Genomic DNA, 21893 nt, shown 5'->3' with positions numbered 1-21893 from the left:
GTTATTTTTTAATTAAACTTACCACAACTGCGGCTGCAGTTATCGCAATGGAGGCAGCTGTTAGATATAACCCTGTATTAGGATTTTGCTTGGACGATAAATTTTTTGTATTATTGGATGCCACAATGATTGCATCTCCTTGTTTCAGGTTAAAATATGGAGAGTTAATTAAATTGGCATCCTGAAGATTAATTTTCCCATGAGTTACTACTCCGTTTTCAGTTCTTATAACCAAGACATCTTCTCTTTTTCCATACATAGTGAGATCCCCGGCAAGACCAAGTGCATTTAGAATAGTAGCCTGCCCGTTTGATATTGTGTAATCTCCCTGTTTATTTACTTCTCCCAATACAGTTACCTTAAAGTTTGCCAATCTTATATTTATAGTTGGATTAATAACATATTTGGACATTCTGTCTTTTAATTCTTCTTTAAGACCAATTAGGTCTTTATTCGTAGTATTAATTTTTCCAAGCACAGGAAAATCTATATTCCCTTCTGCATCAACGATATACATTGGCCCTGAAATAGTTGTAACTCCTTGATTGGGTGTATTTCCACCAGCACTTATATTGGTCTGGATTATTTCTGAAGAAGAATAGTTTTGATTAAACGGTCTTACCACATCCATATCTTTAGCAGTAACCAATATCACTAACTGATCACCAGCTTGTATCATATTACTAGAATTTCTGGAAGATGACTCAATAGCCACCTGCTCTATATTCTGCATGTAATTCAGATCATTTTTTGCACTTTGATTTGTTTTGCATGAAACCAACCAAAATGCCATTAATACAACCAATATTTTACTTTTCATATTTTAAAATTGTACAAATATACATTTATATTTTTTCTATTAATCTAAAACCTCGTAGATAGAATTGTTACTTCTGAACTCGGGCACAATAGCCTTTAAAATCTTTACTACTTCTACCTTATCTTTCTTTACGGAGGCATCTGTAATCAGATTAATCAAGCTTTCAATTTCCAGGAATTCCATAGTAGGGTCTTTGGAAATCATGATTTTATCGTTATGTGTAGGAAGTGTTTTGGCATTATCGCTTAACAGTTCTTCATAAAGTTTTTCACCCGGTCTCAATCCGGTATATATAATCTTGATATCAATATTGGGTTCAAAACCTGATAATTTAATCATCCTCCTTGCCAGATCCAGAATTTTTACAGGTTCTCCCATATCAAAGACGAAAATTTCTCCACCCTGTCCCATTGTTCCTGCCTGAAGAACCAGCTCACAGGCTTCCGGAATGGTCATAAAGTATCTTACAATATCAGGATGGGTAATCGTTACCGGACCTCCCGCTTCAATCTGTCTTTTAAAATAAGGGATAACGGAGCCGTTTGATCCTAATACATTTCCGAATCTGGTGGTAATAAACTTTGTTGTATTTCCTTCAACATGTTGTAAAGACTGAACAAATAATTCGGCTGCTCTTTTGGATGCTCCCATTACGTTGGTAGGGTTTACAGCTTTATCTGTAGAGATCATTACAAATCTGTTCACTTTATAACGGCTTGATAAAACAGCAATATTCTTTGATCCTAAAACATTAACACGGATTGCCTCGTTAGGGTTCTCTTCTACCAGCGGAACATGCTTATAAGCTGCAGCATGGTATACCATTGAAAAGTTATAGGTCTGAAATACAGGTTCTACTCTATGTATGTTGGAAACATCAGCCAAAACAAACTTAAACCTGATGTGTGGGAATTTATCCTTCATTTCAAGCTCAATATCATATAATGGTGTTTCAGCCTGATCCAGAACAACAATTAATGCAGGGTTAAACTGTGCTACCTGTCTTACAATTTCGCTGCCTATAGATCCCGCACCACCTGTTACCAGTATATTTTTATTGAAGTGCCGGCTTTTTACCTCTTCGCTTTCTATTTTTATAGGTTTCCTGTTGAGAAGGTCTTCAATCTGAAGATTCCTGATTGCTCCTCCTAAATCGCTGTCTCTTAATTTCTGTACGGATGGAGCTTTGAATATATTCAGGTCTTTTTCAAGAAATAAATTCACCCAGGAATTCATTTCATCTTTAGACATCATTTCTTTAACAATAATAACCCCATCGATGATAAGGTCTTCTTTTGTAGCCTCTTCTATTCTCTTTTTCTCATAAATAGGTTTCCCCAATAGAGAAGCTCTTTTGGAATCTGTTCTTTGGGTAAGAAATCCTACCACCTGGTAAGGCAGGCTTGGGTTATCCAAAATAGCACGGGCTATGGCAATAGACTGTTCATCGATACCAAGTACCAGAATTCTCTTTTTCAGGGCACTTCTTCTGTATTCTCTTACGATGTGAAAAAATTCTTTCACATATAACCTGAAGAGAAATAATCCCATAAAGGAGATTATAAAATACAGTACCAGAAATGGTGTTAATATAAATTTTCCGCCTGTGGACCAAAAATAAATAAGGTTAACCAACCCTACTACAGTCATGGTACAGAAACAGGAAATCAGGAGCTTGAAAAGATCAATAAAGGTAGAGTGCCTTATAATTCCTGCATAAGTTTTGAAAAAATACATGAACATTGTATTTATCATAATAATAAAAGCAAAAATAACGCTCTTATCTTCATGATAAATAAACTCTTTTTGGGTAATCTTTTCAATGGTATATGTGGAAAGAAATAAAGACATGACCAGAATAATAATATCTATTACAAGTATTATCCATCTAGGAAGATATCTTACGTCTGAGAGATTGACAACATTATCACCTCCGAATATTTTTTTTCTAAGAGAGCTGTACATTGCCTGGATTTGTGTTCATATTTATGTGGGTTTAACCCCAATTTTATTAATACTCGTTGTTAAAAATGGATACAAAAATAAAATAAAATCTTATCTCCATTTAAATTTTAAAAACAAATTTAATGAATTTCATTTTCTAAAACGTCAGAAATTCTGTTTCTGCAATCGTCCGTTAAATTGGTTCCCGATGGCAGGCACAGTCCTGTGTCAAAAAGTGTACCAGACAGATTATTTCCAAAAAATTTACAGTCTTTATATAATGGCTGGAGATGCATTGGTTTCCATAGATATCTGGTTTCTATGTTATTCTGTGAGAATTTACTCCTTAAATCCTCTTTAGAAATTTTATTTTTTACAATAACAGTATTGAGCCAGTAATTAGAATAAAAATCACTATTTGGTGCAGAAAACAATTCAATATCCTCATTATTCCCTACCAGCTCTTGATAAAAATCATGATTTTTTCTTCGTTGAATAATTTTTTCCTCCAATGTTTCCAACTGTCCTCTTCCAATTCCTGCTGCAATATTATCCATTCTGTAATTATATCCCAGTTCTGAATGGTTATAAAACTCTTCATTGTCTTTCCCCTGTGTGGCAAGGAAAAGCGTTCTTTTTTTGGTTTCCTGGCTCTTTGAAATCAAAACTCCGCCTCCAGCAGTCGTGATGATTTTATTTCCGTTGAAACTTATGGCGGAAAGATCTCCGAATGTTCCGCAGGGCTGGCCTTTATATTTACTGCCCAGCGCTTCTGCGCTGTCTTCAATCACAGGAATTTCATACTTTTTTGAAATCTGGAGTATTTCGTCCGCCATAAAAGGCATTCCATATAAGCATACGGTAATGATGGCTTTGGGTTTTTTCCCTTGCTGAATACAATATTTTACCGCATCTTCCAGGGCCTCTGGACACATGTTCCAGGTTTGGTTTTCGCTGTCTACAAATACAGGGATGGCTTTAAGATATAGAATAGGATTGGCGGAAGCAACAAAAGTAAAGGACTGGCATATTACAAAATCTCCTTCCTCAACATTCAATAACCGTAATGCCAGATGAATGGCTGCAGTACCGGAAGATAAGGCTGTAACATGAGAATTGTTTCCTAAATACCTTTCAAGGCTATTTTCAAATTCATCTATATTGGAGCCATATTGCGAGATCCAGTTGGTATCGAATGCATTATGTATATATTTAAGCTCGTTTCCCCCCATATGCGGAGGTGAGAGCCAAATCTTTTCTTTTTTCAATTATCTACTTATGTTTCGTCAAAAGTATCATTTATTTTTTCATATTCAAAGCCTCTGCTCATCAAATATTTTATTGTTTTTGATTTTCGCTGGTATTCCTGCATTCCTTTCTGCCTGGAATAATAATCTTCAAAGATTTTCCTGATCATTTTTCCGTAATCCTCTTCATCTATTTCATTAAAACAGCTGTTGATTAATTTTTCAGAAACCTGTTTTTGTTTAAGGTGCATTTTGATTTTATTCTTCCCCCAGTGCTTGATATAAAATTTACCTCTGATATAGCTTCGCGTGAATCGTTCTTCATTAAGATAGTTTTCTTTCAGAAGGTACAGGATGATTTCATCTTTTGCTTCCTCAATGAGCAGGAATTCTCTCATTTTCTGCTCAACTTCTGCATGACAGCGGTCCTGGTAAACGCAATAATTTACCATTTTCTGTTTTATTTCATCAAAAGTGAATGATTTTTTCTCCATGATAGGTATGAAAAAAGAATGGACAAAATGCCCATTCTTTATAGTACTATTTTAATTCAAATTAATAGTTGAACAGGGCTTTGCCTTCCATCAGTTCATTTACTTTCTTCTTTACAGAGCTGATCACCTCTTCATTCTTGATATTGTCAACCACTTCAGAGATTAACCCTGCAATAGTATCCATATCGTTTTCCTTAAGACCTCTTGTTGTGATTGCTGCAGTTCCCAGTCTGATACCGGAAGTAGTGAATGGCGATTTATCATCGAAAGGAACCATATTTTTATTACATGTAATATCTGCAAGCACTAAAGCTTTTTCTGTTTCTTTTCCGTTTACGTTTTTATTTCTAAGGTCTACCAGCATTAAGTGATTGTCTGTACCTCCGCTTACGATATCAAAACCTCTGTCGATCATGGCTTTTGATAATGCCTGTGCATTGGCTTTAACCTGCTTGGCATAGGTTTCGAACTGACCGTCCAGTGCTTCTCCGAAAGCAATTGCTTTACCTGCAATAACATGCTCAAGCGGACCACCCTGAATTCCCGGAAAAACGGCTCCGTCCAGTACCTGGCTCATCATCTTTGTTTCTCCTTTCGGGGTTTTGTGGCCATATGTATTTTCGAAGTCTTTGCCCATCATGATCATTCCTCCTCTTGGACCTCTTAACGTTTTATGAGTGGTTGTAGTTACTACATGGCAATGTTCGAATGGAGAGTTTAAAAGTCCTTTTGCAACCAAACCGGCCGGGTGAGCAATATCTGCCCAAAGTGTAGCTCCAATCTCATCAGCCACTTCTCTGAATTTAGCATAATCAAGATCTCTGGAATAAGCAGAGAAACCTGCAATCAGCATTTTCGGTTTTTCTCTTAAAGCAACTTCTCTCATCTGATCGTAGTCGATAAGTCCTGTTTCTTTCTGAACACCATAAGAAACAACCTGATATTGGATTCCTGAAAAGTTAACCGCAGATCCGTGGGTAAGGTGCCCACCCATTGAAAGGTCCATTCCCATGATTTTGTCTCCCGGTTTCAAAACGGCAAGATAAATGGCAGCATTAGCCTGAGAACCTGAATGCGGCTGTACATTCACATAATCTACACCGAAAAGTTCTTTTGCTCTGTTGATGGCTAATGTTTCAACCTCATCTACTACTTCACAGCCTCCATAATATCTTTTTCCGGGATATCCTTCGGCATATTTGTTGGTCAGTACACTTCCCATTGCTTTCATTACGTTCTCAGAAACAAAGTTTTCTGACGCAATAAGCTCTAATCCATGGGCTTGTCTTTGTCTTTCTTTTTCAATCAGGTCGAAAATAATGTCCATTTTACTTTTAGTTTTTGAAATTTTTCACCCCAAATGTACGGAATTTCCGCTAAGATTTCTTTATGATAAAGTATGATTTTAGATCTTCAATTTCACAAATCTTTCCTATTATTCTGTATTAAGGGTTTTCTTTTACAAACTATTGTGGGTAACTTTAATTCTATTCAAAAATATTTTTGATGATGTTTTCTATGGTATCAGTTTTTATTTTCATATAAAAAATCCCCGCAGAAATTTCCGCAGGGACCGCACCAATTTATAATATAGAATTAAAACTTTTCTTCTGCAAGCTCTTTATTCACTACAGCTCCGGTGAAATTCCCCTGGGCAACCGCATTGGCAACAGACCTCATCATGGTTACATTATCCCCGCATGCAAAAACGCCTGGAATATTTGTTTTCTGCATAACATCTACTTTGATAAATCCATGTTCTGTAAGTTCACAGCCCAGATCCCCGGAAGCGTTTATATTTTGTTCAAAGGGAATCTTTGCGTATAATGCCTTCAGGGAAATCTCTTTTCCGCTTCTGAAAATGATCTTACGGATGTTCCCGTTTTCATGCTCTATTTTTTCAACTTCATCTTCTACCAAACTGATATTATTCCTGGCCAGTTTATTTTTCTGATCATTTGAAAGAACCGATTGTCCGTTGCTAAACAAGAAAAAATCTTTCGTTAAGTTGTATACCAGTTTTGAAAAATCATACCCCATATCACCATCTGAAAGTATCCCTGTTACTTCATTTCTCACTTCATATCCATGACAATACGGACAGTGCAAAACTGAGATTCCCCAAGATTCTGCAAATCCGGGTATATCCGGCATGATGTCTTTTACTCCTGATGCCAGAATCAGTTTTTTTGCATAGAATTTTTCTCCTGCAGAAGTCTCCGTTTCAAAGCCTTCATCTGTTTTTTTCAGTTTTACTACGGAATCTTCATGAAATTTTACTGTATCATATGCTTTTACCTGTTCTCTGGCAAGGTCTGAGATTTCTGTTGGTGTTTTCCCATCATGAGTGATAAAGTTATGAGAATGTGGAGTCTGCCTGTTGCATGGTTTACCGCTGTCAATGATCAGGACATTTCTTAATGATCTTCCTAAAGACATTCCTGCTGATAATCCTGCATAACTTCCTCCTATAATAATAACATCGAAATTTTTCATTGCAGATGATGATTTTATTTGCTCAGACAAAGTTAAAATAAAATTCCATTAATGAAACAATGTTGCATTAATATTTTTTTTCTTTGTTGAGAAATATCATCCTTCTAAAATAAAAACAGCTGATTTTAAACCTGTTAAAAATTTAAAATCAGCTGTCAATTTATTATCGTATGGATCAGTTTATTGCCTGAATAGCTTTATGGTATAATCAAGAAGTTCTTTCCCTCCTATTTCTCCATGTCCGGGAACTACAAGTTTCACATCCGGATACTGTACTTTTACTTTTTCGACAGTATTGGACCAGGCCTGAATATTGGCATCTCCCAAATATCCTTTTGTAGCATCCATTTCTTTGATCAAGCAACCTCCGAACATGGTTTTTTCATCGGGAACATAAGCAACAACATTGTCTTTTGTATGTCCTTCTCCAAAATACTTTACTAAAATTTGATGTTTTCCGGCGTTTAATGTAATCGCATCGCTAAACCCGTGATCAGGGACTCCAAATCCTATCTGTTTTTTAGCAAGTTCAATAGTTTTATCACCGGCATAAGACGGAATATTATTTTTATCGAATTCTTTCAGTCCTCCCAGGCTATCATCATGAAAATGGGTAACTACCACTGCATTGATTTTTGAATGAAGATTATTTTTAACCCAGGAAATTAATTCTCCGGAACTTTTATCATTAGTAGGGGTATCCAACACTACAGCCTCGTTTCCGTCTTTTACGATCATCCCGTTGCAGGGCACTTTTCCGAAGGACTCTGTATCTTTATAGGAAATATGCTGGTAAATACCGTCTGAAAGCTGAATAATAGAGAGGTTCTCTGTTTCATAGACTATTTTGGGCTGCTTCAGTTCTTTATGCGGGCCACAGCTCAAGAAAAATACTACTGAGAATAAATATAAAATTTTGGATATTGATTTCATAGGTTGATTACATTACACATCTTGCTTGTATGGTTAGGTTATCTTTTTTAAGACAATTTATAAAAATAATCATTACATCAGTTTAATCAATTAAAATAAAAAATCCCGAGAAAAAATTCCCAGGATTTCACAGTTTAAATATATAGTGTTTGTTTACTATTTCTGTTTTTCTTTAAGCTCTTCTTTGTCTTTATCGGAAGGGTTCCATACTTTCACTTCAGAATCTTTGGTAAGTCCTGAAAGGATCTGTACATTGATACCATCACTCGCTCCAAGCTTCACGTATACTTTTTTGAATTTACCATCCGGCTGCTTCACTTCTACAAAAGGGGTATCTTTTCCGTTTTTCTTTTCGTACTGGATCAATGACTCATCCAACAGTAAAGCATTTTTTTCAGATTTCAGGACAATTTCTCCATTGGCTGAAAATCCGGCTCTGATGTATTCATTATTAGGGTTGTTTACATCACCTTCTACCGGGAATTTTATGGTCCCTAGGTTATCTTTTCCTTTAGGGGCAATCATAGTCAGTTTTCCTGGGAATGTTTTGTTCTGAAGGGCTCCGATGACGATTTTCATATCCATTCCCTGCTTAAGTTTTCCGGCCTGGGCTTCGTCTATTTCACCCTGGAAGATCAAAGAATTAAGATCTGCAATGGAACAGATGGTTGTACCTGCATTGAATGAGTTTGCCTCAATTACCTGGCTTCCTACTTTTACAGGAACTTCAAGAACGGTACCGGCTGCTTTGGAACGGATCTGCGTTGTTGCCAATCCCTGAAGCTCCGGAGTTGCCCCGGTTTTTACAATCTGTAATCTTTTTTGAGCGGTAGCCAACTGCTGATTGGCATTTTTAAGAGACTGCTGCTGTGAAAACAACTGCTGTTGTGAGTTTAAATACTCCTGCTTGGAAATAACGCCTTGTTTGTACAGTTTTTCCTGCATGGCATATTGTTTCTGCATATTATCCACATTCATCCTGGCATTGCTGATCTGCAGCTGGGAGTTCACCACTTCCTGCTGAGCATTGTTTACATCAGCAATATTAGGAATGATTCTCACGGTAGCAATCAACTGCCCTGCCTCAACCTTATCTCCTTCGTCTACAAGAATCTTATCTATGATTCCTGCGATATTGGGCTTGATCTCGATCTCTTCTTTCGGAATGATTTTTCCGGTTGCCATTACCTTGTCTTCCATGTCCTGATACTTTGGTTTTCTGGTCAGGAAAGCTTCACTCTGTTTAGAATTGGATTTCACGAGATACCCGATCCCGGAGAACAATGCCACTGCAAATAAAAGCCCGAGTACAATATAAATGGCTTTTTTCCAAGTGAATTTCTTTTTCATATATCTAGTTTATTTTTTACTGTTAAAGGTTTATCAGCTGATTTAAATATTTAATGATTTAAGAATTTAAACATTAAAAAAATCTGTTGCTATTTTTCAAATTACTTATTACCCATCATTATTCTGATCTCAGGGCTTCAATCGGGCGGATTTTTACTGCACGTTGTGCCGGAATCATTCCTATAATCAGGCCCAGGACAACCATTACGGCCATAGCACCAAATACGTTCCCGTAATTTACAGTCGGATTGTAGAACGGAAACTCGTCCTGGTTCTGGGTTACCATATTTAGAATAATCAGAACAAATATCCCGAACATAAACCCCAGAATTCCGGAAGAGAGTGTAATGACAACACTTTCCAGAAGGATCTGGTTTCTTACTTCAGCAGGTTTTGCCCCCAAGGCTCTGCGTATTCCGATTTCTTTGGTTCTTTCTTTTACGGTGATCAGCAGGATATTTGAGATGGCGATCACTCCCGCAAGAATCGTCAGCGTTCCTACAATAATTGTTAAAAGCTGCATTCCTGTAAGGAAACCTGTCAGTTTTTTAAATTCTTTTCCCAGGTTGAAACTTCCAAAGGCATTGGTATCTTCGGGGGATACTTTATTTTTGGTTTTCAGGACCTGTTTTACTTCTTCTTCTACTCCATTAACGTTAGCATTAGGTTTGCTTACGATGGCGAACATATCAATCTGGTCTCCAGCATTATACATTTTTGTGTAGGTTGAAAGGGGAATAAAAGCAGTCCTGTCGTTTTCAAAACCTCCTCCTTTTTTCACTCTGAAAACACCGATTACATTAAAAAACAAACCTTTGATGTTAACCTGTTTTCCTATCGGGTTTTCTTTTTTCTTGGCATCAAAGAAATTCTTGTAGATCTCTTCACCAATTACCACTACATTTTTATTTCCCAAAACATCAGCATCATTAATATAACGCCCGAAAATAAGCTTCTTTTCAGAAATTTTATTCCCTACCGAGTAATCTCCGGTAAGGGAATAGGTACCGTTTTTGCCGTTTCTGGACATGGACTCTCCGGGAGTTCCGGTAAAGCTTCCTCTGGCATTTTGCGGTGATATATAATCTACGGCAGTAACTTTTCTTTTCAGCATTTCCATATCGGATAGGTTCAGGTGTACTTCTCTTCCTTTGGGAAAGCCTTCATATGGAATAGAGGTTTTCTGCGCCCAAAGAAAAATGGAGTTGGTAGCAAATCCGGAAAATAATTTATCGAAACCATTTTCCATTCCTTTTGCCGCCCCAAGAAGACTCACATACAAAAACATTCCCCAGCCTACACCAATCATGGTAAGGAATGTTCGAAGCTTATTATTCCTCAGTGAATAATAAATTTCCTGCCAGGTATCTTTTTTAAATAAAATATTCACTTCTTTGAGTTATAAGTTTAAATATATTATAAATTATGAATGATGACTGACAAGCAAAAAAACTCATTCTCTGCATCATTTTTAATTCATTACTCTGTTCTCAATGCCTCTATCGGCTTAATTTTTGAGGCTCTGTATGCCGGAACGAATCCTGCAATAAGCCCCGAGCACACTAACGCTATAAAAGCCATGAAGATAGTTCCCCACCCTACAGCCGGGCTCTTGATAAAATATTCTTCAAGGCTGTCTCCTATTAAGCTTAAGGCCAATACACCCACCGCAACTCCAACAATACCCGAAACTACTGTAATTACAACACTTTCCTGTACAATAAGGGCTACAATACTTCTGGGTTTGGCGCCGATGGCTTTACGAACTCCGATTTCTTTGGTTCTTTCTTTTACGATATACACCATGATGTTGCTGATCCCGATAATTCCTGCCAATAGTGTTCCCAATCCGATAAAACCTACAATAAGGGTAAGCACCGCCATAAACTGGAAGGTTTCATTCATATTCTGGGCGTTGTTCCAGACACGGACTCCGTTTTCATCGTCAGGAGCAACATTTTTTCTTGCTTTTAACCTGTCTTTAAGCTCATCCCCATATTTAATAGCTTCCTGAGGTGTCAGCTTTTCGTTATAGGCAATATATGCTGTAGATACTGTATCAGAACCTTTTTTCATTTGCTGAAGGGTGGTGATAGGAACAGCAATATGTCTTTCATCCCAGTCTCCTCCGTCATCAGAAAATACGCCTACCACTTTGAACATGGTTCCATTGATATCAAGGTCTTTTCCTACCGGGCTTCCATTCTTGATCAGGTCACGCTGAACCATTCTTCCGATCACTGCAACGTTTTGCTTTCTTTCGAGATCCATGGGTGTCAGGTAACGTCCGTCCAGCATCTTTCTGTTCTCAATAACCTTTTCTCCCGGTTCCGCACCGTTTACCTGGTACGTTCCACTTTCTTTACCATATTTTACCATTAGGCTGGTGCTGTATCTCGGGCTGGCATCGCCTACTTTTTCTTTATCTGTATTGATCAGAAAATCATAATCGTCATTATTCATTGTGACGGTTCTGTCAGACTGAAGCCCTTTATACGCCACAGTGGTTTTACCTGTATAGATGGTGATAAGGTTCTGGGCGTCTCTTGCAAAACCTTCGGTAAAGGCATTCTGAAGCCCCGTTCCTATTCCGAACAGAACAATGAAAATAAACAGTCCCAAGGCCACAGTGAACCCTGAAAGTACCGTTCGCAATACGTTACTGCGAATAGAACTGAATATTTCCTGCCAACGATCTAGGTCAAACATTTTTTATTGGTATTAAAGGATTGAAAAATTTAAAGATTAAAAACTGAACTTTAAATTTTCAAATTATCTCATTATCAAATTTTCAAATCAACAAAATTTATAAAACAATCTGCTTGATAAATTCATCACTTTCTATGATACCGTCTTTCAGCACCACATTTCTCTTCGTTTGTGCTGCTACATCGGGTTCATGGGTTACCACAATGATGGTTCTTCCCTCATTATTGATTTCCTGAAGAAGCTTCATGATATCATGTGTTGTTTTGGAATCCAGCGCACCTGTAGGTTCATCTGCCAGAACCACCTTAGGATCTGTGATCAGGGCTCTTGCGATGGCCACTCTCTGTTTCTGTCCTCCGGAAAGTTCATTGGGAAGGTGATCTGCCCATTGTCCAAGGCCTACTTTTTCCAGGTACTCCAACGCTTTTTGATTACGTTCTTTTCTGGGAACATTCTGGTAGTATAATGGAAGCGCTACGTTTTCCAGAGCTGTTTTATAGCTAATCAGGTTGAAAGACTGGAAAATAAATCCTAAGAATTTACTTCTGTATTCTGCAGCTTTCACTTCAGACAGGTGCTCAATGGGAACATTATCCAGCTCATAGGTACCTGAATCTTTTTCATCCAGAATACCGATGATATTAAGAAGTGTGGACTTTCCGGAACCGGAACTTCCCATAATAGAAACAAACTCGCCTTCGGAAATATTAAGATTAATTCCCTTAAGAACGTGCAGCTTGCTTTTCCCCGTATCGTATGATTTGTGTAAATCCTGAATTACTAACATTAAGTGATGCTTGTTTTATACCCAATAAGTAGATGATATTTTCAATTTGTTACAAGAACAATAATTTATTCGAATATTTTATTGTTTAATAAATTTATCCTTTATTAATAATACATTAGATCAAACTGTTTAACTGTAACCTTAATTTTTTATGTATTTTTTGTACATAACCCTGCTTAAGCCATTATTCGTGCTGGTTTCATGTAAATGTGGAAAACTTTTACAGTTAAAACTCAGCCAATTAGTATTTACCCCTTTCAAAATCGTTTCTTTTTTTCGAACTTTGTCATTAGTTCTTTACAAGAAACCTGCACTTATTGAATGTGAATATGTTTCAGATGTAAATGCCAAAAATACAAGAAGTTAAGCATCTCTTCAAAGTTATCCACAGTGATGCAAATTATTTAATTTTAAAGATATTTTAATATGGGAATTTTCGATAAAAGAGTAAGTTACAAGCCATTTGAATACCCTGAGGTTCTTCAGTTTGTAGAGGCGATCAACAAATCGTTCTGGGTGCATTCGGAAGTGGATTTTACTGCAGATGTTCAGGATTTTCATTCGCAGTTGGAGCCACACGAAAAACACGCTGTAAAAAATGCACTTTTAGCTATTGCACAGATTGAGGTGTCTGTAAAGACATTCTGGGGAAACCTATACAACCACTTACCAAAACCTGAATTCAACGGCTTAGGCGCTACTTTTGCAGAATGCGAATTCCGCCATTCCGAAGCTTATTCCCGATTATTGGAGGTTCTGGGATATAATGAAGAATTTACCCATGTAGTGGAAATTCCAGCAGTGAAAAAGAGAATTGATTTCTTATCAAATGTTCTGAAACACGCTAATTCCACAACACCTAAAGAATATGTATCTTCTCTTCTATTATTCAGTATCCTGATTGAAAATGTATCTCTTTTCTCACAATTCGCGATCATCCTTTCTTTTACAAGATTCAAAGGATACATGAAAAACGTTTCCAATATCATCGCATGGACATCCGTTGATGAGCAGATCCACGCCAATGCAGGAATTTATCTGATCAACAAAATCCGTGAAGAACAACCGGATCTGTTAACAGATTCTGATATTGAAGATATTTACACATTAGTAGATCAGTCTATTGAGCTGGAAGGTGAAATTCTTGACTGGATCTTTGAACTTGGAGAGTTAAACGTTTTCTCAAAAGAAGATCTCCTGAACTTCATGAAATACCGTGTAGATGACAGCTTAAAGAAAATCAATATGGAAACCCGCTACAATGTTTCCCCAGAACAGTACCGCCCGATGGTATGGTTTGAAGAGGAAGTTTTTGCTAATTCCATGGATGACTTCTTTGCAAAAAGACCAGTGGATTATACGAAACACGATAAGAGTATTACAGCAAACGATTTGTTTTAATAAAAAGGCGCGAGCGAAGCGAGCGTCAAAGCAGTTAGTATTAGCAGCCTATCAAGACATTTTACCTAAATAAACTTCTTCGTAAAGCACAAAAATGATCAATGTAATTGTAACCTATACCGTAAAACCTGAATACGTTTCAGAAAACAAAACCCATATCCAAACGTTTCTGGATGATTTCAAAAACCTGGATCAGGAAACATTTGAATATAAGGTTTATCTAAAAGAAGACGGTATTACTTTTTTACATTATTCAAACTATATTAATGAAGAAATTCAGCACAAGGTTTTGAACACACCTTCTTTTAAAGAATTTCAGAGACTGAGAGATGAAAGCGGACTAAATGGTACGCACAAAGTGGAAATATTACAATCAATATAAAAAGCAACAAAATTCCGGAGTATAAACACTGCCCCGGAATTCGAAAATATAAGATCTATGGAAGAACAAAATTCAAATATATGGTGGCTCAATGAAGAGTCTGAGCAGATGCTGAACAGAGGCTACCTGCTAAAAGGGGAAACTGTAGATGGAGCCATCGACAGAATTACCACCGCAGCCGCAAAAAAACTATACAAGCCTGAATTACAGGCTGCTTTCAAAGAAATGATCACCAAAGGATGGATCAGTTTCTCATCTCCTGTCTGGGCGAATATGGGAACACAAAGAGGTCTTCCTATCTCTTGCTTCAACGTTCACATTCCGGACAGTATTGAAGGAATTACCCACAAAATGGGCGAAGTAATTATGCAGACTAAAATCGGTGGCGGAACTTCAGGGTATTTCGGAGAGCTTAGAAACAGGGGAACAGCCGTAACGGATAACGGAAAATCTTCAGGAGCGGTTTCATTCATGAAATTATTCGATACTGCGATGGATGTGGTTTCTCAGGGAGGTGTAAGAAGAGGTGCGTTTGCTGCTTATCTGGATATTGACCACGGTGATATTGAAGAATTCTTATCAATCAAAGATATCGGAAGCCCTATCCAGAACCTGTTTACGGGAATTTGTGTCCCTGATTACTGGATGCAGGATATGATTGACGGTGATATGGATAAGCGTAAGATCTGGGCAAGAGTTCTTGAAAGCCGCCAGCAAAAAGGTCTTCCGTATATTTTCTTCACAGATAATGTTAACAGAAACAAGCCACAGGTTTACAAAGATTTAGGACTTACTGTTAATGCAAGTAATTTATGTTCTGAGATCATGCTTCCTTCTACCAGAGAAGAATCTTTCATCTGCTGCCTGTCATCCATGAACTTAGAATTATATGATGAATGGAAAGATACAGACGCTGTAAAATTAGCCATTTACTTCCTGGATGCTGTTTTATCCGAATTTATTGAAAAAACGGAAGGAAACTATTACCTGCAGGGAGCCAGAAATTTCGCAATGCGTCACAGAGCTCTCGGATTGGGAGTTTTGGGATACCATTCTTATTTACAGAAAAATATGATCCCGTTTGAAAGTTTTGAAGCGACTCAGTTCAATGCAAGAGCTTTCAGACACATCAAAGAACAGGCGGATATCGCTTCAAGAGAACTGGCCAACATCTACGGAGAACCGGAATTATTAAAAGGGTACGGATTGAGAAATACCACCACAATGGCTATTGCCCCTACTACTTCAAGTTCTGCGATCCTAGGACAGACTTCTCCGGGAATTGAGCCGTTTGCCTCCAACTACTACAAAGCTGGTCTTGCGAAAGGAAACTTTATGCGTAAGAACAAATATTTAGCAAAACTGTTAGAAGAAAAAGGTCTTGATAATGAGGAAACATGGAGAACGATTATGCTGAACCACGGTTCCGTACAGCACCTGAAAGAGTTAACGGATGATGAGAAAGCAGTTTTCAAAACATTCAAAGAGATCTCTCCGATGGAAATTATCTCTCAGGCTGCCCAAAGACAGCAGTATATCGACCAGGCCCAGTCCCTGAACTTGCAGATCCCATCCACAATGCCTGTAAAAGACGTAAACTACCTTTACATTGAAGCATGGAAAAAAGGTGTAAAAACACTTTATTATCAAAGAAGTTCTTCTGTTTCTAAAGAAATGATGGTTAATTTTGTGACCTGTTCTGCTTGTGAAGCATAATCTATAAATAATATCAGTATAATACTAAAGCACGCTTTTTTAGCGTGCTTTTTATATTTACTAAAGATTTAATAAAATTTTAATCTTCCGTTTGTTATTATTTTTTTTAAGCCAGATACTATAAATATTGAAAACCCTAATACCTTATTCTCAAAATAGTGAAAATAAGCCTTTCCATTATTAACCATCGATAATATTATAAATAAAAATTCAATATATTTGTAAAAAAATTATTTCAAAGTTAATTTTATGAGAAAAATATTAATTAGTAATGTATTATTAATATTACTGTCATATCCTACCATAAATGCAAATGCACAGGTCAAAATTTCAAATTCATCAGGAGTAATTAATACGGATAGCGTTCTGCATTTAGAAAATTCAGCAAACAATAAAGGTTTTCTGCTGACAAGACTTGCCCTTCAGGCAACCAATGCAGCCGCACCGCTTTCGTCTCACGTGGCCGGAATGATTGTATTCAACACCGCTACAGCAGGAACCGCCCCGAATAATGTAACTCCCGGACTATATTACAATAATGGTTCCCAATGGGTAAAAATGACCACCAAATCCCCGCAGCCGGGAGATATTAAAAACGGATTTCAAAGTGCGGACCACAACGGATGGTATCTTCTCAACGGAAGAGCGGTAAGCACTTTAGCAGTAAATCCCAGAGCCAGAGCTACAGCCTTAGGATTTGCCGCCAATCTTCCCGATGCTTCAGACAGATATCTGAAAAGCACAAGCGGAGCAGACACTCCCGGAACCTCTGCAGGAGCCAATTCCTTTACACTTGCACAGACCAATCTTCCGAATTTTACTTTTTCAGGTTCCACCAATACAACGGGAAGTCATACCCATACCTATACGGATAATCCGCAAAACACTGCAGCCAACGGGGTAGTAAGCGGAACGAACAACCCGGTCTCCAACACAGCAAGTATCGATACCAATACCGACAACGCAGGAGCTCATACCCATACCCTTTCTTTCTCTTTGGGCGGAACAAGCCAACCGGTAAACCTAATACCGAACAATATTATCACTAATGTTTTTATCTATTTAGGAAACTAATCATGAAAAAAAATTATTTATATACACTTCTCGGACTATTATTTTTTTCACCCGCAAAATCGCAGGTGGGTATAGGTACATCAAACCCTTCAAATTCGGCAGTTCTGGAACTAAACAGCAATAATAAAGGACTTTTAATGAATCAGATCTCATTAACATCAACATTGTCTGCCACCCCACTTGCCGCCCATACGGAAGGCATATGGGTATACAATATTGCTACTGCAGGAACAGCCCCAAACGATGTAATTCCCGGCCTATATTACAATGACGGATCAAAATGGGTTCTGATGTCTGTTAATACAGATATTCCAAAAATCGGAGATATTAAATCCAGTATGATAAATGCAGATCATGAAGGATGGTATCTGATGAACGGGAGAAACACATCAACTCTTTCCGCTTCCGCACAAGCCAACGCAACAACATTGGGTTTTGCTACCAGTATTCCTAATACATCTGACAGGCTTTTAAAAGGAAAAAACGCATCAGAATCTTTTGCAGCAACAGGAGGAGCCAGCTCATACACCCTTTCCCAGGCCAATCTTCCGAATCTTACATTCACAGGAAATACCAGTACAAACGGAGCCCATAGCCACACCTACACCAACAGAGGAGTGAATTACTGGAACTATAATGCAGGAAGCCTTGCTACCACAAGAACCATTAATACGGAAACCAGAACTACAGGTGCTGCAGGAGATCATAGCCACACTTTTTCCGTAGCCAGCGGAGGAAGCAGCACAGCAATCTCCCAATACCCGAAACATATGGTAGTGCAGTACTTCATCTACTTAGGAAAATAAAATATCTCATGAAAAGAATTAATTATATCATACTTCTGCTCGCCACTTTCAACATAGCGAACGCGCAGGTACTCATAACAGTCGGAACCTCTCCTTCCCCTGTTCCCAATACACAGGCAATTCTTGAGCTTTATTCTCAAGGTCAAAATAAAGGTCTTCTGATGCCAAAGGTTTCCCTTACAGCAACCAATAATGCAAGCCCGCTTCCTGGCCATATTGCCGGAATGACAGTATACAATACCAATACAACAACAACAGCACTCACAGGCGTAACTCCCGGTTTTTATTACAATGACGGAATAAACTGGAACAAACTGGAAGTACAGCTTCCAACTGTTGGAGACATTAAATACAGCAGTACTGCTCCGGATCATGACGGATGGTATCTTCTGAACGGAAGAGCAGTCTCAACACTTCCTGCAGCTGTACAGACCAGGGCTGCTTCTTTAGGCTTTTCCACAACGTTACCCAACAGTTCAGACAGATATCTGAAATCCAGATCTGGATCTGAAACTTTGGGCTCAACAGGAGGAAGCACCAGTACAGCTCTTACGCAGGCTAATCTTCCTAATGTCACCTACAATACTACTACCGTAAGCTCAGGAACACATAACCACACTTACAATGACCGAGCAAGCGGAACTACAAACAGCTCAGAAGGAGGAAGCAACATGACAGTTGTAGATAATGATGCCACAACTTCAACAACTTCCAGCACAGGAGCTCATGCCCATACATTTTCTGTTTCCACAGGAGGTTCAAATACTCCTTTAAATCTGGAACCCAAATATCTTTCAGCTTATGTATTTGTTTATCTCGGACTATAAGACTGCTATTATCTAAAAGAATTGTAATAAAAATAAACTATACCAGGCCATAGGATATCTATGGCTTTTTTCATTTTGGATGAAAAAACAGGACGAAATCATTTAATAATTAAATTTTAACAAATTTTAACATTTATGATTTTGAAATTTAATTTTGCTGTAATCGTTCATTAACACTGAAAATATTCGCTCCTCACTCCCATAATAGTGAATCAAGTCCTTATAACACAGGTCTTTGGTTATTATCATAATATATTTTTACATACATTTGTTTAAAATTTATTAAGTAAAAACACTCTTCAAGTAAAGCAATGATAAAAAAAATTGAAAATCTATTATTCAAATTAACACAAAAAGAGCCTTAAAAATTTTATTTAATTATACATTAAACCAATATAATTAAATAAATCTCACATAATTTCAGATATTAATTATTTTTCATTAAAAGTAAAGAATTAATTAAAATAATACATTTTTCAATTATTAAAAATTATAAAGCATTCATAAAAACACAAAACAAACATGGAATGCTACAATATTCAAACAGAGAAGAAAACATATAGAAAACAACTCTGGTCAAATCACTAAATGAAAAATTTAAATCTAATGAAGTTTTTTTATTTTTTAATTAATTATAAATACATTTCATTAGCAATATAAAATAAATAAAAAATACAAATTGAACAATTAATCTTCTATTGGCAGGAAATTTGTTAATAGAACAAACACAAAAAAAATTATTTCGAAAATGCACAAAATTATCACTTTAGTTTTGGTAATGGCTTTTTGCACCATTACCGCACAGGTGGGTATTAACACATCAACACCTGACACAAGTTCCGTTTTAGATATCACAAGTACTTCCAAGGGAGTTCTTTTACCGAGAGTCAGCAACCTTGCAACAGTTACAAATCCCGCTACAGGACTGGTTATTTTTGATACCAACAAAAAATGTATCAGCCAAAATGTAGGAACTCCTGCTGCTCCGGACTGGGTATGTTTATCTCCGTATGTAGCCAAATTTTTCTACATGCCGAGTGTAGTTTTTGATACAACTACCCCAGCAACGGGACAAACAAAAGATCTGTATACTTTGTACAAAAACCAGTTTTCTAATGTACCTGCCAATGCAAGAAGTGCATCGGCTCCGGCTACAATTCCGTTTTTTCCAAATGCAACAGATCTGTACTACTATGTAACGGGTTATGATACTTCTGTTTTCAAAATAAACAGCATCAGCAGCTCGGGCGTATTAAGTTACGATGTTTTATCAAATGCCACTTCAGCATCTTTCATCAACATTGTATTTGTTGTAAAATAAGCAGCCATGAAAAAGAATTTTAAAGGGTTATCTCTGATGAGCCTGGTTTTCATAATGCTTACCAACTTCATGTATGCTCAGACAGACAGTACTGAAGTAGCAAGTATTTACGGGTTCTATTCCTATTCAAGTTCGTTAATGAATGCTTCTTCAGCATCTGAACTTACCATACAGGGAAGTGCGTCCCATACTTCTACGGGAGTACAGCTTACTCCTGCCAGCTCAGGACAGTTCGGAGGATTGTTTATCAACGGAAGAACCTTCACTTCAGTAAACGGGCTTCATGTTGAATTTGAATATGATATGAAAAACGGTACACCATTAGGCAGTACTTATGGAGACGGTTTATCTTTTTTCCTTTACGACGGGTCAGTAGCAAGTCCTACCATTGGAGCACCGGGTGCGGGTATCGGGTATTCTTATAACAGAACACAGAATACTTACGCAAGTCAAAGGAAAGCAGGTTTATCGGGGGCTTACCTGGGGATTGCTTTGGATGAGTTCGGGAATTTCAAATCTAAACGTTTTCAGGGTGAATCCAGAATCAATGGTATATCAGGAGTAACCTGGGGCGAGGCAACAAGCCATGTTACCTTAAGAGGGGCAAGAGGTGCTGCCATCAATTCAAACGGTTTAGGATTAGGATATACAGGTTATCCTGTATTGGTTACACGTTCTACCTTAAGCAATTCCGGTGCAGTAGGCAGAATACTGCAAACCGACAGAAGTTATCTGGCGACTTCCAATTCGCTTCCCACTTTATTTGACCTCAGGAATAATTCCGGAGAGCTCAGAAAGGTATATCTTGACCTGATTCCCCATTTTACAACTCCAACCACAACGGACGGATTTGATATAAAAGTGGATATCCAGACCGCCCAAAACGGAACGCCTATCAACGTAATCAATTATTACCACTATAAAACTTCGGTTCCTTATACTGAAAATGCAAATCCGCAAACGACTGACTTTAACACTTCAGACACTGAAGGAGCTGCTACCGCCCAAACTCTGGATGCAACGGTTCCGGCTGTTTTGAAACTTGGTTTTGCAGCCGCTACAGGGGGAGCTTTTCAGCAACATATCATCAGAAATGTGAAACTGACCCTTCCGTATGCTGCTGTTACGAATGACGATGTAACTTCTACCTGTAAGTTCCAACCGGTAAATATCCCGGTGTTCAATAACGACATAGCTTACAAAGGAGCAATCAGCATTACTACTCCGCCAACAGCGAGCAATGCCAATATAGATTATTCAACCTTCAGTTTTACAAAAACCAGTGATACGGATCTTACACTGTACCGCAAAAAAGTAACTCCACAGGGAACCTGGACTTACAATAAAGCTAATGGTATTGTTACTTTCAATCCTTCAAGCGGATTTACAGGAACAGCAACTATGACGTATTCTGTTAAAGGAAGAACTGTAAAAGATTCAAACGGAAAGATTATTGAACCTTACGGCGATACTGCCTACCGATCTGTTCCGGGTACAATTACTGTTAGTTTAAAAACAACCGGTTGTATCTATTCTGTTATTTCGAACAAGATGGTAACACAGGGTGTAAAATAAGATAAAGACAA

19 protein-coding genes are annotated in these 21893 nt (G+C 37.7%); 8 read left to right on the top strand and 11 right to left on the bottom strand.

Features of this window, described 5'->3' with window-relative positions:
• Position 1: 1 nt before the first annotated feature.
• The 11 genes from HNP36_RS17930 to HNP36_RS17880 form a co-directional block, all read right to left on the bottom strand.
• Positions 2-733, bottom strand: a complete 732-nt coding sequence (locus HNP36_RS17930) for a polysaccharide biosynthesis/export family protein (protein ID WP_228456430.1) — start codon at positions 731-733, stop codon at positions 2-4.
• Positions 734-859: 126 nt separating this feature from the next.
• Positions 860-2785, bottom strand: coding sequence for a polysaccharide biosynthesis protein (locus tag HNP36_RS17925; RefSeq protein WP_184166036.1), 1926 nt, complete (start codon positions 2783-2785; stop codon positions 860-862).
• A 119-nt stretch (positions 2786-2904) separates the two neighbouring features.
• A complete protein-coding gene (locus HNP36_RS17920; RefSeq protein WP_184166420.1) occupies positions 2905-3996 on the bottom strand; it encodes an aminotransferase class I/II-fold pyridoxal phosphate-dependent enzyme in 1092 nt (363 codons plus the stop codon).
• Positions 3997-4040: 44 nt separating this feature from the next.
• Complete coding sequence (locus HNP36_RS17915; protein ID WP_184166039.1) at positions 4041-4505, bottom strand: regulatory protein RecX; 465 nt, start codon at positions 4503-4505, stop codon at positions 4041-4043.
• Positions 4506-4566: 61 nt separating this feature from the next.
• Positions 4567-5832, bottom strand: a complete 1266-nt coding sequence (gene glyA, locus HNP36_RS17910) for a serine hydroxymethyltransferase (RefSeq protein WP_184166042.1) — start codon at positions 5830-5832, stop codon at positions 4567-4569.
• Positions 5833-6101: 269 nt separating this feature from the next.
• Positions 6102-7001 (bottom strand): NAD(P)/FAD-dependent oxidoreductase, encoded by a 900-nt coding sequence (locus HNP36_RS17905; RefSeq protein ID WP_184166045.1) that lies wholly within the window; start codon positions 6999-7001, stop codon positions 6102-6104.
• A 180-nt stretch (positions 7002-7181) separates the two neighbouring features.
• Entirely contained in the window at positions 7182-7934 is a 753-nt protein-coding gene (bla, locus tag HNP36_RS17900) for a subclass B1 metallo-beta-lactamase (RefSeq protein WP_184166049.1), read from the bottom strand.
• 156 nt (positions 7935-8090) lie between these two features.
• A complete protein-coding gene (locus tag HNP36_RS17895; protein WP_184166052.1) occupies positions 8091-9284 on the bottom strand; it encodes an efflux RND transporter periplasmic adaptor subunit in 1194 nt (397 codons plus the stop codon).
• A 118-nt stretch (positions 9285-9402) separates the two neighbouring features.
• Positions 9403-10674 (bottom strand): ABC transporter permease, encoded by a 1272-nt coding sequence (locus HNP36_RS17890; protein ID WP_184166054.1) that lies wholly within the window; start codon positions 10672-10674, stop codon positions 9403-9405.
• Between the two features lie 89 nt (positions 10675-10763).
• The gene (locus HNP36_RS17885; RefSeq protein ID WP_184166057.1) at positions 10764-11993 is read right to left on the bottom strand and encodes an ABC transporter permease; all 1230 of its coding nucleotides are present in this window, start codon (positions 11991-11993) and stop codon (positions 10764-10766) included.
• Positions 11994-12090: 97 nt separating this feature from the next.
• Entirely contained in the window at positions 12091-12780 is a 690-nt protein-coding gene (locus HNP36_RS17880) for an ABC transporter ATP-binding protein (protein WP_184166060.1), read from the bottom strand.
• Between the two features lie 426 nt (positions 12781-13206).
• On the opposite strand from HNP36_RS17880, the gene HNP36_RS17875 reads away from it, so the two are divergent.
• The 8 genes from HNP36_RS17875 to HNP36_RS17840 all read left to right on the top strand — a co-directional run bounded on the left by HNP36_RS17875 (position 13207) and on the right by HNP36_RS17840 (position 21882).
• Positions 13207-14181 carry a ribonucleotide-diphosphate reductase subunit beta gene (locus HNP36_RS17875; RefSeq protein WP_184166064.1) on the top strand — a complete coding sequence of 325 codons (975 nt, stop codon included), beginning with the start codon at positions 13207-13209 and terminating at the stop codon, positions 14179-14181.
• A gap of 94 nt (positions 14182-14275) precedes the next feature.
• The gene (locus HNP36_RS17870; RefSeq protein WP_184166067.1) at positions 14276-14563 is read left to right on the top strand and encodes a hypothetical protein; all 288 of its coding nucleotides are present in this window, start codon (positions 14276-14278) and stop codon (positions 14561-14563) included.
• Between the two features lie 48 nt (positions 14564-14611).
• Positions 14612-16279: a ribonucleoside-diphosphate reductase subunit alpha gene (locus HNP36_RS17865; RefSeq protein WP_317168987.1), complete on the top strand. Its 1668-nt coding sequence runs from the start codon at positions 14612-14614 to the stop codon at positions 16277-16279.
• A gap of 249 nt (positions 16280-16528) precedes the next feature.
• Positions 16529-17353, top strand: coding sequence for a hypothetical protein (locus HNP36_RS17860; RefSeq protein WP_184166073.1), 825 nt, complete (start codon positions 16529-16531; stop codon positions 17351-17353).
• A 2-nt stretch (positions 17354-17355) separates the two neighbouring features.
• On the top strand, positions 17356-18159 hold the full coding sequence (locus HNP36_RS17855) for a hypothetical protein (protein ID WP_184166076.1): 804 nt from the start codon (positions 17356-17358) through the stop codon (positions 18157-18159).
• A gap of 8 nt (positions 18160-18167) precedes the next feature.
• Positions 18168-18986 carry a hypothetical protein gene (locus HNP36_RS17850; protein ID WP_184166079.1) on the top strand — a complete coding sequence of 273 codons (819 nt, stop codon included), beginning with the start codon at positions 18168-18170 and terminating at the stop codon, positions 18984-18986.
• Positions 18987-19734: 748 nt separating this feature from the next.
• Complete coding sequence (locus tag HNP36_RS17845; protein ID WP_184166082.1) at positions 19735-20307, top strand: hypothetical protein; 573 nt, start codon at positions 19735-19737, stop codon at positions 20305-20307.
• A 6-nt stretch (positions 20308-20313) separates the two neighbouring features.
• Positions 20314-21882, top strand: coding sequence for a hypothetical protein (locus HNP36_RS17840; RefSeq protein ID WP_184166085.1), 1569 nt, complete (start codon positions 20314-20316; stop codon positions 21880-21882).
• The last annotated feature ends 11 nt before the right edge of the window (positions 21883-21893 follow it).

Source organism: Chryseobacterium shigense (genome assembly GCF_014207845.1).
Lineage (GTDB): Bacteria > Bacteroidota > Bacteroidia > Flavobacteriales > Weeksellaceae > Chryseobacterium > Chryseobacterium shigense_A.
Note: the sequence above shows the minus strand (reverse complement) of the source record. Positions and strands in the feature narration are given on the sequence as shown.

Excerpts from the sequence above, each read along its gene's own strand:
- HNP36_RS17930 (WP_228456430.1), bottom strand. The coding sequence starts at position 733 with ATGCAGAATATAGAGCAGGTGGCTATTGAGTCATCTTCCAGAAATTCT.
- HNP36_RS17925 (WP_184166036.1), bottom strand. The coding sequence starts at position 2,785 with ATGTACAGCTCTCTTAGAAAAAAAATATTCGGAGGTGATAATGTTGTC.
- HNP36_RS17920 (WP_184166420.1), bottom strand. The coding sequence starts at position 3,996 with ATGGGGGGAAACGAGCTTAAATATATACATAATGCATTCGATACCAAC.
- HNP36_RS17915 (WP_184166039.1), bottom strand. The coding sequence starts at position 4,505 with ATGGAGAAAAAATCATTCACTTTTGATGAAATAAAACAGAAAATGGTA.
- glyA (WP_184166042.1), bottom strand. The coding sequence starts at position 5,832 with ATGGACATTATTTTCGACCTGATTGAAAAAGAAAGACAAAGACAAGCC.
- HNP36_RS17905 (WP_184166045.1), bottom strand. The coding sequence starts at position 7,001 with ATGAAAAATTTCGATGTTATTATTATAGGAGGAAGTTATGCAGGATTA.
- bla (WP_184166049.1), bottom strand. The coding sequence starts at position 7,934 with ATGAAATCAATATCCAAAATTTTATATTTATTCTCAGTAGTATTTTTC.
- HNP36_RS17895 (WP_184166052.1), bottom strand. The coding sequence starts at position 9,284 with ATGAAAAAGAAATTCACTTGGAAAAAAGCCATTTATATTGTACTCGGG.
- HNP36_RS17885 (WP_184166057.1), bottom strand. The coding sequence starts at position 11,993 with ATGTTTGACCTAGATCGTTGGCAGGAAATATTCAGTTCTATTCGCAGT.
- HNP36_RS17880 (WP_184166060.1), bottom strand. The coding sequence starts at position 12,780 with ATGTTAGTAATTCAGGATTTACACAAATCATACGATACGGGGAAAAGC.
- HNP36_RS17875 (WP_184166064.1), top strand. The coding sequence starts at position 13,207 with ATGGGAATTTTCGATAAAAGAGTAAGTTACAAGCCATTTGAATACCCT.
- HNP36_RS17870 (WP_184166067.1), top strand. The coding sequence starts at position 14,276 with ATGATCAATGTAATTGTAACCTATACCGTAAAACCTGAATACGTTTCA.
- HNP36_RS17860 (WP_184166073.1), top strand. The coding sequence starts at position 16,529 with ATGAGAAAAATATTAATTAGTAATGTATTATTAATATTACTGTCATAT.
- HNP36_RS17855 (WP_184166076.1), top strand. The coding sequence starts at position 17,356 with ATGAAAAAAAATTATTTATATACACTTCTCGGACTATTATTTTTTTCA.
- HNP36_RS17850 (WP_184166079.1), top strand. The coding sequence starts at position 18,168 with ATGAAAAGAATTAATTATATCATACTTCTGCTCGCCACTTTCAACATA.
- HNP36_RS17845 (WP_184166082.1), top strand. The coding sequence starts at position 19,735 with ATGCACAAAATTATCACTTTAGTTTTGGTAATGGCTTTTTGCACCATT.
- HNP36_RS17840 (WP_184166085.1), top strand. The coding sequence starts at position 20,314 with ATGAAAAAGAATTTTAAAGGGTTATCTCTGATGAGCCTGGTTTTCATA.